This window comes from Megasphaera micronuciformis F0359 (genome assembly GCF_000165735.1).
Taxonomy (GTDB): domain Bacteria; phylum Bacillota; class Negativicutes; order Veillonellales; family Megasphaeraceae; genus Megasphaera; species Megasphaera micronuciformis.
Genome location: NZ_GL538191.1, coordinates 51,802 through 64,565, shown reverse-complemented (window position 1 = coordinate 64,565; position 12,764 = coordinate 51,802). Strand labels below are relative to the sequence as shown.

Here is a 12,764-nt window from a genome sequence, read left to right as displayed (position 1 = left end):
CAAACCACCCGTTTAACGGGTGGTTATGATTTTAGGTACATAATGGAAAGACGCCCTATAACTAAATATAGGGCGTCTTTCTATTAGCAAAAGAAGGATAGCCTAACTGCCTATTCGTAAAGAGACTCTAATTATCATATCATTGAAGCGCATTAGTTGATTCTACAATCAGACAGGTGGATGGCAGAAAGGCGGAATCATGCTAAAACAATAATAAATGAATGAACACAAGGAAATGTTCACTTATTACTGTTTAGTGCATTATACCATAAGATCTTTTTTATGGGCAAAAAACATTCACAAATAGCTATGGTTATAAAAATATGTTGAAAATTTGTAATAAACAATATAGAATAGACATGTCATGTACATATTGTTCGAGAGAAAAGGAGTGTAATGGTATGACACAATATGCAAAGAAAAGACTTGCGGCTACGATAACGGCCGCTCTAATTTACACGACTTTAGGCGGCGTGTCGGCGTTAGCAGCCCCTGCACCGAATCCGGCTGGTAATGGTCTTGGTGTTGCTATTGGCACGGGGAGTAGCGCTCCGAAAGTAGAAAACGTAGCAATTGGGCAAGGAGCCAGCATTAGTTATTCTAATGGTGCTAGCGCTGCAACCGGTGATGTTGCAATAGGTAACGGAGCCAATATTGATAACTATGCCAGCCAAGGCGGTAGTATTGCCATTGGTAAAAATGCACACATAGAAAACATGGCTGGTGGCGGAGAAGCCAGCTTTGCTTTTGGTCAGACAACATATAGTGGTAGTTGGTTCTCTTCTTCTAGAATTCCTGCTGATCCGACTAAGGTTGTAGGAAGTGTTGCTATCGGTGATAACACATTTGCTCGTACAGGGAGTACGATGGTCGGTTCTCACAATTATAATGGAGATTTGGGCGATACTACGGTGAACAGTGCTTCTACTAGAACTGATTCATTAGGCGTATATACTACAACCGTAGGGGCTAATAGCTTTAGTAATGGTGCTTTTACTACGAGTACAGGGTCCTACAACATTATTTCTAGTGACTACAATGGTGGTCGTTTATCTAATGCGACGAAAAATTTAGGGGCTACTATTAACGGTTCGTTAAATAGCGTTGAATCTAAAACAGGTGTTCACGATTCCGGTGTTGCCAATACCATTACAGGGGTTGCTAACCGCACAGCTAATTCCAATGGCTCTCTTATTTTTGGTGCCGGCAATGAAATTACCAACTCATATACGAGCTTATCCGGTACCCCGACTGATGGGGGCGCTTCAGCAAAAGACTTTGCCGATAGCTTACGAACGTCTATTCGGGCATCGAGTAGCGGTGGCTCCACAATGGCCTTCGGTGGTGGAAATAAAGCTGATTATACATTACGTACAGCCATGATTGGTGTTAATAATACAGTAACAGGGACTAACGGTGCGAAAAGTGCCAACAACTCTATTACCGGTTTTCATAATACGGCAACGAATGTAAATCATGTAACGGTTACAGGCTCTGAAAATACGATTAGTGATACTAATCATGCCGTGGTTATCGGTGATAATAGAACATTACAGGGAGCGAATAATAGCGTAATTTTAGGATCGCATGATACTGGTAGCACGACTAACGTATCAGATGCGGTCGCTATTGGACGCAATACCAATGTAACAAAAGCTGGTGGGGTAGCTATTGGTTCCGGTTCTATTGCATCCGTAGGTGCAGGTGCAGTTGGATATGATCCGTCGACTCACACTGCATCGACAAACACAACATCTGTATGGAAAGCAACGGACGCTGCTGTATCTGTAGGCGATGGTACCACTCGTACTCGTCAGATTACGAGCGTTGCTGCCGGCACAAATGATACAGACGCAGTCAATGTGGCTCAATTAAAACAGGCTATTGGTAATAACAATAATATTAATTCTGCCGTCATTAATAAGTTGGGTGATAAAGTAAATCGTGTTGGTGCCGGTGCTGCAGCATTGGCAGCCCTTCATCCTCTTGACTTCGATCCGGATGATAAGTGGGATTTTGCGGCAGGTTATGGCAACTATAATAGTGCTAACGCTGTGGCTGTTGGTGCATACTATCGTCCGAACGAAGATGTCATGTTCAGCGTAGGCGGTTCTTTCGGTGCCGGTGAAAACCTGGTAAATGCGGGAGTCAGCTTGAAATTTGGGCAAGGGAAACATGTAACACGTTCACAAGTAGCCTTGGCTAAAGAAGTAGAAGCATTAAAAGCTATCGTCAAAGCACAAAACGCAAAGATTGATGCAATGGAATCCGGTAAAATGGCTGTGGGCCAGACGAGTACGGGTAATGTTAACTTCCCTGACGTTTCGGAAAACCACTGGGCATATGAATATGTTAAATCCTTAGCTGATAGAGGCCTGGTTGTTGGTTATCCTGATGGCGAATTCAAGGGTGACCGCTCGATGACTCGTTATGAATTTGCGGCTGTTATTTACCGTGCATTGCAAAACGGAGCGCCTATTGATCCGAAGATGGCGAAAGCTATGGGCGAATTCGAACCTGAATTGAATCGTATTCAAGAATTGGATCGAACTCGTGTTGACCGCATTTCCGGTAAAGATAACGACCGTCATAAAGTAGAACGTGTTCGTGTTAACAACAAAGATAACAAGAAGATGAAAGATTATCGCGATGTATACGGCGGACATGTTCAACCGCAGAAAAATACAAAAACTGCAAAGACCGAAAAGGCAGCAAAAGCTGTAAAGACAACAAAAACCAAATAGCTTTGATGTACTACAGACAGGCACTCTTTCAGACTAAAGAGTGCCTGTTTTTTAATAGTACTTATGTAAACAAGCCCTTCAAGGTTTTTGCAACCAGTTCCGTCGATGCTTTAGTTCATGCCGTGGAGTCAGCCTTATCGCCGGCTGCGACGGAAACGACCAAGCTTTTCAGCTATAAGGCTATGGAAATGATTCTTTGTGCCTACCGGTATATTCGAGAACACGGTAAGGATGCACGTGAACCCTTATATGGAGACTTACTGACAGCCGCACTATATGCCGGGATTGCTTTCGGCACGGTAGGATGTGCAGCCGTACACGCCATGAGTTACCCCTTGGGCGTTACCTGTCATGTTGCTCACGGTGAATCCAATTATGCCGTGTTTACAAATGTTTTGAAGGCTTATGAACAACGTCGAGACGGCGGTGAGTTAAGTGTATTTAAGGCTTTTGCAGCACGGATTTTAGGGGTTTCCGAAAAAGATGTGTTAACTGAATTGGCTCGTCTTATTGATGTGATTTTGCCGAAGAAAAGACTTAGAGAATATGGCGTTACGGAAGATATGATACCGGCATTTGCTCATTCAGTGGAAACGGAGCAGAAGCGATTGACGGCACATAACTTTGTGACTCTTACGGAAGCCGATTATCGTGAAATATATAAGGATGCTTTTTAATTGTATGCCGACCTTTTTATAGAAAGGTCGGCATTTCGTTATCTCTTATATGTCTGGTAGATACGCAGGCTATGTGATATGATTAATAATGACTTTCTTTGCGAAGGGAAAACTATGGAACGCATTTATTTGGATTATGCGGCGACCACACCGGTGGATAAGCGGGTGTTGGACGCTATGATGCCCTATATGACAACTGAATTCGGAAATCCTTCGAGTTTGCATGCCTTCGGCCAAAAGGCAAGAGCCGCTGTTCAAACGGCGCGAGACCGTGTGGCGGCAACCATAGGGGCTGAAGGACGAGAAATTTTATTTACCGCCGGAGGTACTGAAGCTGATAATTTGGCTCTATTCGGGTACTTACGAGCTAACTGTCCCGAAGGCGGGCATTTGATAACAACGGCCGTAGAACATGCTGCCGTTTTGCGTTCTTTCGAATTTTTACGGACCAAGGGATATGATGTAACCGTTTTGCCTGTTAATAAAGAAGGCCGCGTTTCTATAGAATCCGTTAAAAATGCATTAAAGGACGATACGGTTCTTGTATCGATTATGGCGGCTAATAACGAGACCGGAACGTTGCAGCCTATTCGGGCCGTGGGTGAACTTTTACAGGAACACGGTGCCGTACTTCACGTTGATGCCGTACAGGGATTCGGTTGGACGGATACGAATGTAAAGCGGCTGCATATAGATCTTTTATCTGTGGCGAGTCATAAGATATATGGTCCTAAAGGGGCCGGTGCTTTGTATATACGTGACGGGATTCAGTTAGCTCCCGACCTTATCGGCGGCCCCCAGGAACGTAATTTGCGGGCCGGAACGGAAAATGTACCGGCTCTTGTAGGTTTCGGTAAGGCCTGTGAACTCTTGCAACTGGAAGGTAAAGAAAGAATAAAACACGCAGCGTGTTTGAAACGATATATAGTCGAACAGTTGGGACAGCGACCGGATCTATATCATGTGAACGGGACCTTGAACGACTCGTTGCCCAATATTATTAATTTTTCCGTAGCTCGAAAGGATCGAACGATTGTTTTAATCAGTGCGGATAGGCAGGGAATTGCCCTTTCAGCCGGTTCGGCCTGCGAATCCGGTGCGGCTCAACCGTCTCATGTTCTGGAGGCAATGCAGACGGAGGCGCAATGGCTTACGGGCAGTGTTCGAATATCTTTGGGTAAAGATACGACGGAAAGTGAAGTGCGGCGGGCTGTTGAAGTTATTCGCCGCATAGCGGGAGAGGAATAATCATGTCTGAATGTATTGCCGTTGCCATGAGCGGCGGTGTGGACAGCTCCGTTACGGCGGGACTTTTAAAAGAACAGGGATATGAAGTCATCGGTATTACTTTGAGACTTTGGGAAGAAGAGCCTGCGTGTAAAGTCGAACGAAATATTCATGCCTGTTGTTCGCTCGATTCGGTTAATGATGCCAAAGCCGTGGCGGATGTCTTAGGTATACGCCATTATACCTTGGATTTTCGGGATGTTTTTCGTCATGACGTTATTGATTACTTTATTGATTCATATGCACACGGCAAGACTCCGAATCCCTGTATTGCCTGCAATCGGTTCATTAAATTCGGACTGCTGTGGGATCAGGCGCAACAGTTCGGAGCGGATTTGTTGGCAACAGGACATTATGCCCGAATTGTTTATGACAATGAAAGAAAGATTTATACTTTGCGTCGCGGTAAGGATGAAAGAAAAGACCAGTCCTATGTGTTGTATCAACTGACACAGGATTTGTTGAAACATATTATTTTCCCCATGGCGGATTTGGAAAAAACGAAGACCAGGGAGTTGGCAAAAGAGTGGGGATTGCCGGTATTTAATAAGCCGGAAAGTCAGGACATTTGTTTTATTCCCGATAATGATTACAAGGGATTTTTGAAAAAAGAAGCTCCCTATATTTTTAAAGCCGGTAGATTTACTGACGGACAAGGGCGGACAGTAGGTACTCATAAGGGAATTGCGGCTTATACGATCGGGCAGAGACGAGGATTGAACCTGGGCGGCCCGGGCGGTCCTTATTATGTAGTGTCGTTGGATGAAAAAAACAATGAAGTCCGCGTCGGTTCGGAACGAGAACTTTTTTCCGCCGAAATTAAAGCTCATGATGTGACTTGGACTGAGACTGTACGGGAAGAGCCTTTCAAGGCCTACGGTAAAATTCGCTATGCCGCTCAAGCGGCTCCCTGTACGGTATATCCTGCAGGCAATGAAATGAAGGTCGTTTTTGACAAACCTCAGCGTGCGGCTACGGCAGGACAGGCCTTGGTGCTATACGAGGATGACCGCGTTCTCGGCGGCGGTACGATTACTTAAGAAGGAGAACGGACAGTGGCTACTAAATATATACGTAACTTTTCTATTATTGCTCATATAGATCACGGTAAATCTACCCTGGCCGACAGGCTGTTGGAAATGACCGGAACCATCTCTCAAAGAGAGATGGAAGAGCAGCTTTTGGATACCATGGAGTTGGAACGGGAAAGAGGTATTACTATAAAAGCCCAATCAGCCAGATTGTTATATGATGCCAAGGACGGGCATCAATATACGTTGAATCTTATCGATACGCCGGGGCATGTGGACTTTAATTATGAAGTATCACGCAGTCTGGCTGCCTGTGAAGGAGCGTTGCTTATTGTTGATGCGACTCAGGGGGTAGAGGCTCAGACTTTGGCAAATGTATACCTTGCATTAGAACATGATTTGGAAATTATTCCGATTATAAACAAGGTTGATTTACCCAGTGCCGATCCTGAACGGGTGTGCAAGGAAATTGAAGATATTATCGGCCTCGATACATCCGAAGCCGTCATGGTCAGTGCCAAGACGGGACTCGGCGTCGACAAGGTGCTGGAGGCTATTGTGGAAAAGATACCCGAGCCGAAGGACGAAAGTGACAAACCCTTGCGGGCTCTGATTTTCGATTCGCATTTCGATCCCTATAAGGGTGCTATTGCTAATGTGCGTATTATGGAAGGGTCCGTCAAGACCGGCGACAGAATACGCATGATGTCATCGGGAAAAGAATTTGAAGTTATTGAAACAGGCGTCTTTTTGCCGCGCATGTATGCCGTAAAAAGCCTGGAGTGCGGTAGTGTAGGTTACTTTGCCGCATCCATGAAAAACGTACGCGATTGTCGCGTTGGAGATACGGTGACCAGGGCTGATAATCCGGCACACGACGCTTTGCCCGGCTACAGACCGGCAACACCCATGGTGTACTGCGGCCTATATCCCGTAGATACAAGTGAATACGATAATTTGCGAGATGCATTGGAAAAACTTAACTTGAACGATGCGGCTCTCTTATATGAACCTGAAACTTCGACGGCTTTGGGATTTGGCTTCCGTTGCGGTTTCTTGGGACTGCTGCACATGGATGTTATTAAAGAACGACTGGAAAGAGAATACGGATTATCCCTGATTACGACAGCTCCGTCCGTTATTTATCATGTGTATAAGACAGACGGTGAAATGGTAGCGGTGGACAACCCTTCCCTGTTGCCGGATACGACTAAAATAGAACATATAGAAGAACCGTTTGTAAAAACGACGATTATAATTCCCAAGGATATGGTGGGAACGGTCATGGAAATTTCACAGAATCGGCGTGGGCAGTATGTGACTATGGACTATCTTGACGACACGCGGGTATCCTTGGTATATGATTTGCCGTTGAATGAAATACTCTATGACTACTTCGATGTCTTGAAGTCGTCTACTAAAGGGTATGCATCCCTGGACTACGAATTGGACGGTTACCGCACCTCGCCTATGGTTAAGATGGATATCCTCATTAACGGGGAAATTGTCGATGCCTTGAGTGTCATTGTCCACAAAGACTTTGCAGCTCGCCGCGGCAGAGGCTTGGTGGAAAAACTTCGCGGTCTTATTCCCCGTCAACTTTTCCAAATACCGATCCAGGCGGCTGTAGGTAATAAAATTATTGCCCGTGAAAACGTGGCGGCTTTGAGAAAAGATGTGTTGGCTAAGTGCTACGGCGGGGATATTTCGCGTAAGCGCAAGCTGTTGGAAAAACAGAAAGAAGGTAAAAAGCGAATGAAGCAGGTAGGTAGTGTCGAAATACCTCAAGAAGCCTTTATGGCTGTCTTGCAGGTGGATGATAACTGATGACGGGCCTGTATGTTCATATTCCTTTTTGCGTACGTAAGTGCCTCTACTGCGACTTTCCGTCGTACGGAGGCATTTCGTCGTATTTAGATGACTATGTAGAGGCTCTGTGTCGAGAAATACGCGCAACTTCATACATTGGGGAGGCGGCGGATACCGTCTATTTCGGCGGCGGTACTCCCTCCCTTTTGACGGCACGGCAAGGCGAAAAAATAATGTCGGCACTGACAGATACCTTTCGGATAGACGCAGATAGCGAAATTACGTTTGAAGTAAATCCGGACGGAATTAAGTCCGATTATATACGCGATCTTATAAAAATTGGCGTTAATAGAATCAGCATGGGAATCCAGTCTTTTGACGATCGATTGTTGCAATTGTTAAGGCGGGTTCATACGTCGGCGGAAGCCTTTGCGGCCTTGGAAGCCGTACGTACTGGCGGTGTGACGAATGTATCGGCAGACCTCATTTACGGCCTGCCGGGACAATCACCCGAGGACGCCGAGACCGATGCCCGTAGCTTAATCGAACTGGGTGTTACACACGCTTCGGCATACAGCCTTATTGTTGAAGAAGGTACGATGCTGAAGCGTCTTGTCCGGAAGGGGGAAATCCTCCTTCCGGAAGATCGTGTTACGGAAGAAGCGGGAGAAAGGGTATGCCATACTCTGGAGAAGGGCGGCTTGAAGCGTTATGAAATTTCAGCCTATGCGGCGGAAGGTTTTCAATCAAAGCATAATCTTAAGTATTGGCAGTATGAGCCGTATATCGGGTTCGGCGCTTCGAGCCACTCCTTTGACGGCACCTATCGTTTTTCAAATATACGTTCTTTGCCGGAATATATAAAAAATGCAGGAAAAACATCGGTCCTGGCAGAACATGAACTAATCGACAAGGAAAGAGGAGAAGAAGATTTTTGCTTTTTAGGGTTGAGAACCATGAAAGGAATTGATAATAAACGGTTTGAGCGGTGTTTTAAGAGAACGGTGACAGATGCTTTCGGCACGGTAATAGAGGATTTGGTACTGCGAGGTTTCCTGGAAAAGACCGAGTGGGGATATTGCCTTACAAGCCAGGGGATTCTTTATGGAAACTATGTGTTCAGCCGCTTTTTGAGATAAAACACGAGAGAATGTTTTTGCATAGGATAAAAGGGCATGTAATTGACAAAACGACGCTTTTTAAGTATAATTTTCATGTGTGCAAAACAGCACTCCCTAACGATAATTTTGGAGGGAGGGATACAGAATGGCAGAAATCAGAGTTGGTAAAAATGAAACTTTGGACAGCGCATTGCGTCGTTTCAAGCGCTCTTGCCAAAAGGCAGGTGTTCTTTCCGAAGTCCGTAAACGCGAACATTATGAAAAACCCAGCGTACGGAGAAAGAAAAAGTCCGAAGCGGCACGTAAACGTAAATTTAAAGCATAATCCGAGAAGGTTGATACAGTGTCTTTAAAGGAAGAATTATCGCAGGACATGAAGTCGGCGATGAAGAAAAAAGAAGCGGGCAAGATTGAACTTGCCGTTATTCGCTCAGTACGTTCTTCCATCAAGAACGTGGAGATCGACGGAAAGTGCGAGCTCGATGACGCCGGTGTAAGCAAGGTCATCGCCAAAGAAATGAAGCAACGCAAAGAATCGCTGGAAGACTTTGTCAAAGGCGGTCGGGAAGATTTAGCTGCACAAGTTCGTGCGGAAATTGCAGTTCTCGAAAAATACATGCCTGCTCAGATGTCGTCGGAAGAAGTGTTTAAAATTGTTTCCGACATAGTGGCCGGTATGGGCGAAGGTGCTTTAAAAATGGGTGATGTCATGAAGGCGGTTATGCCGCAGCTTCAAGGCAAGGCTGACGGAAAGGTCATTTCCGATGCGGTAAAGAAAACTCTGCAAAGCAGATAGATTTTATATCGTCGAGTTGACAGACGAGTCGGTTACTCATATAATGTAACTGTAATTCGGACAAAAGAATATGACCGAGTCAAAGGGGACTCCGCACCGGTAGAGGTGCGGAGTTTTTTAGTTCTAAGGAGGAACAGTATGAATACGGAAAACTTGCTTTATGTAATCCCTGCCGGACAGTACGGAAAAGAAGGCATTCTGGCGCTTTTGGAACAACATCCGGAAATTAAATTCGTATCTTTGGTAGGTGTCGATTTGGCGGGCAATGATACGGATGAAAAGATCCCTATCTCCGTCTTCTTTGACGACTATGAAAGTTTCTTTGACGGCTCGGCCTTCCAGACGGACGGTTCTTCCGTAGTCCTGCCGGGGATTGCCACCTTAGACAATGCTCGTGTAGATATTAAGGCGGATCCGAGCGTTAACTGGTTTGTTGACTATAACGACGGAAATATAGATGAAGCTACGGGAAAGCCTGTAGGGACTTTGCGTATACCGAGTTTCCTTGAACATGCTACGGGCTTTATAGATTCCCGATCTATTTTGCGCAATACGACCGACTATGTAGGCGATGAAGTTCTCAAGCTGGTTAAGGAATACGGTGTTCCCGGGTTGAATATCAATGTAAATGATATAGAGAAACTGGTACTTACGACAGCTACGGAATTGGAGTTTTGGGTTAAGTCGCCCAGTCAGGACGTGGCTTCTCGCCTTTTGTCCACATCGCAAAAATTGCAGGAACAATATTGGCAACGGACACACGGTGTTGTACGCACGGCCTTGGAACAGGCAGTTGAACGCCTTGAAAAATACGGCCTTGAGCCGGAAATGGGGCACAAGGAAGTAGGCGGTATTAAGGCTCATATTGATGATTCGGGTAAACTTATCTTCGTTCTTGAACAGCTGGAAGTAGACTGGAAGTTCTCGTCCGATCCTGTTCAGACAGCAGATAACGAAATTCAGGCCCGTATTATTATTCGCGAAGCCTTTCGTGAAAACGGCCTGGAAGTCACCTTTAAGGCCAAACCGATATCGGGGGTTGCCGGTAGCGGTGAACATACCCATATCGGTATAGGCGCTATTATGAAAAACGGTAAGTATGTTAACCTGTTCAATCCGGATGACATGATGAAAGAGTTCCTTTCATCTGTAGGGTACGGGGCCTTAATGGGTATTCTTAAACATTATGAAGTCATTAATCCTTTTGTATCGTCTACGACGGATTCGTTGAATCGTTTGAAACCGGGATTTGAAGCACCGGTCTGCATTGTAACCTCTTTGGGCGGTGAAAGCCCCGACGTGCCGACTCGAAATCGTTCCGTTTTGGCCGGCTTGATTCGTAACGTAGCAAGCCCTAATGCGACGCGTGTGGAAATGCGGGCTCCCAATCCGTTTACCAATACTTATATCGCTATTGCCCTCTTCTACTTGGCAGCCTTGGACGGCATTCGTTATGCTTTGAAGAATAAAAAAGCACCGGCTGAATTATTGGCTGAAATTTCCAAGAAGGTGGGAGATAAGGCAGACTACCTGGCTGCGGATCGTGCTTATCGTTCGGAAGTGGATGTGTTTGAAGCCTTCACGGAAGAAGAACGCAATACTATGTTCGGCAAGGCTCCGGCGACGGTTTGGGAAAATTTCAAGTCATGGGAAGTATATCCCCATAAACTGGAAACCCTGGCTTGCGATAACTTTGCAAGACGTGTTATGGATTCCTTCCGAGAAGGAGCTTTGAAACGGTGGGCTCTTGAACTTCAGTACCGTATTGTCCCTGATAATCTGGAAAGGGTAATTAATGCTAAGGCATTGCATTTAGATAGCGATGCGAATCCTTTGGAAGAAGAACGGTGGCAGCAAATTAATGCTTTGCGTACTGAACTGGGGAGAGATACGGATAAGAATTTGTCTCTCTTTACGCAAATCAAACGGGCCTTGTCGGAAGAAGACTATGACACGGCTTCGGATTTGCAAGTCTTGATGAGTAAAAAAATGGATGAATTGAGCGAACTTTATTATGTATATTCGCACAATGCTTTCTAAATAATTTCACCTTGGATAGAAGAAATAAAAGAGCAGATTCTCAGGGAGAATCTGCTCTTTTGCCTTTTTCAAAACTAAGAAATAAAACATTTTTGACCTTTTGACTAAATTTGCTGTTTTTGGCTTAAAATCTATTGACAAAGAAAAATAAACATGTTATCTTTTATACAGTTGTTAGCACTCAAAATAACGGAGTGCTAATCAACCGAAACGAGGTGAAGTCGATGGAACTGGATGAAAGAAAACAGAAAATATTGGAAGCCGTCATTCAGGATTATATTACATCGGCTGAGCCCGTAGGATCCCGAACGATAGCGCGTAAATATGATTTAGGCGTCAGTGCGGCGACCATTCGCAACGAAATGTTCGACTTGGAAACAATGGGCTACCTGGAACAGCCTCATACGTCGGCAGGCCGAACTCCTTCAGCCAAGGGGTATCGATTTTATGTTGACTGTCTGTTGCAACCGTCAAAGGTTACAAAAGATGATAAACGGCTTGTACAGACATGGCTCGGGGATCGAGCGGATAATGCGGATCAACTCTTTCGCTCAACGGCTCAGGTATTGGCGAAGATAACTCACAATGTGAGTTTTGTCGTTACATCGGGGCAAAGCGGTGCCAGACTGAAATATGTCCGCTTTTTGCCTTTAGATGACAGGCGAGCCATTATGCTGGTTGTCAGCGATACGGGCCAGGTAGAAGACAGTATTTATGCCAAACCGGCTCATGTAGAGATAGACGAGTTGAACGTATTGGCACAGAAATTGACAGAGCGCTTGGCCGGTATGCAGCTAAGTAAGATTACGACACAAGTGCTGGAACGTTTCAGGAACGATATTGTCGACGATATTGATTTATATAAGGCGGCATTTCGAAATCTGCAACGGGCTTTTCGGAAGCAGGATTTATACCAGGGCGGGGCTACGGAGTTGTTGAATACTCCCGAGTTTCGCGACATGGATAAGGCACGCTCCCTTTTCAGTATGCTGGAAGAAAGGGAAAGGGTAATCCATCTTCTCGGCAAGGAAACGGAAGAAAAAAATCCTGTCGTCCGCATAGGAGATGCACGAACTCCCGCACCTTTAAATGATTGCAGCATTATTGAGGCTACATTCAGGCAAAGGGACGAGGTAGTCGGAAAAATTGCCGTTCTCGGGCCGACGCGAATGGAATATGCCAAAATAATCGGCTTGCTCGATTTTATGAAAGAGCATGTAGTGCAAATCTTGTCGTACCATCATGAAGACACGTAGGAG

10 protein-coding genes are annotated in these 12,764 nt (G+C 45.3%); all 10 read left to right on the top strand.

All coding sequences use genetic code 11. From position 1 onward, the window contains the following. The first annotated feature begins 401 nt into the window (after window positions 1-401). The 10 genes from HMPREF9429_RS03325 to hrcA all read left to right on the top strand — a co-directional run bounded on the left by HMPREF9429_RS03325 (window position 402) and on the right by hrcA (window position 12,761). Window positions 402-2,744, top strand: coding sequence for an S-layer homology domain-containing protein (locus HMPREF9429_RS03325; RefSeq protein WP_006941598.1), 2,343 nt, complete (start codon window positions 402-404; stop codon window positions 2,742-2,744). Between the two features lie 5 nt (window positions 2,745-2,749). After that, a complete protein-coding gene (locus HMPREF9429_RS03320) occupies window positions 2,750-3,421 on the top strand; it encodes a dehydroquinate synthase/iron-containing alcohol dehydrogenase family protein (RefSeq protein ID WP_006941597.1) in 672 nt (223 codons plus the stop codon). A gap of 78 nt (window positions 3,422-3,499) precedes the next feature. After that, entirely contained in the window at window positions 3,500-4,669 is a 1,170-nt protein-coding gene (locus tag HMPREF9429_RS03315) for a cysteine desulfurase family protein (protein WP_006941596.1), read from the top strand. Window positions 4,670-4,671: 2 nt separating this feature from the next. Then, window positions 4,672-5,748, top strand: coding sequence for a tRNA 2-thiouridine(34) synthase MnmA (gene mnmA, locus HMPREF9429_RS03310; protein ID WP_006941595.1), 1,077 nt, complete (start codon window positions 4,672-4,674; stop codon window positions 5,746-5,748). A 15-nt stretch (window positions 5,749-5,763) separates the two neighbouring features. Beyond that, on the top strand, window positions 5,764-7,566 hold the full coding sequence (gene lepA, locus HMPREF9429_RS03305) for a translation elongation factor 4 (RefSeq protein ID WP_006941594.1): 1,803 nt from the start codon (window positions 5,764-5,766) through the stop codon (window positions 7,564-7,566). Next, window positions 7,566-8,687, top strand: a complete 1,122-nt coding sequence (gene hemW / locus HMPREF9429_RS03300; protein WP_006941593.1) for a radical SAM family heme chaperone HemW — start codon at window positions 7,566-7,568, stop codon at window positions 8,685-8,687. The genes lepA and hemW overlap by 1 nt, the downstream gene beginning before the upstream one ends. A gap of 127 nt (window positions 8,688-8,814) precedes the next feature. Next, window positions 8,815-8,994, top strand: coding sequence for a 30S ribosomal protein S21 (rpsU, locus tag HMPREF9429_RS03295; RefSeq protein WP_006789398.1), 180 nt, complete (start codon window positions 8,815-8,817; stop codon window positions 8,992-8,994). An 18-nt stretch (window positions 8,995-9,012) separates the two neighbouring features. Then, window positions 9,013-9,465, top strand: a complete 453-nt coding sequence (locus HMPREF9429_RS03290; protein ID WP_006941592.1) for a GatB/YqeY domain-containing protein — start codon at window positions 9,013-9,015, stop codon at window positions 9,463-9,465. A 138-nt stretch (window positions 9,466-9,603) separates the two neighbouring features. Continuing rightward, window positions 9,604-11,505, top strand: coding sequence for a type I glutamate--ammonia ligase (locus tag HMPREF9429_RS03285; protein ID WP_006941591.1), 1,902 nt, complete (start codon window positions 9,604-9,606; stop codon window positions 11,503-11,505). A gap of 224 nt (window positions 11,506-11,729) precedes the next feature. Beyond that, the gene (gene hrcA / locus HMPREF9429_RS03280; protein ID WP_040773591.1) at window positions 11,730-12,761 is read left to right on the top strand and encodes a heat-inducible transcriptional repressor HrcA; all 1,032 of its coding nucleotides are present in this window, start codon (window positions 11,730-11,732) and stop codon (window positions 12,759-12,761) included. Window positions 12,762-12,764: the final 3 nt, after the last annotated feature.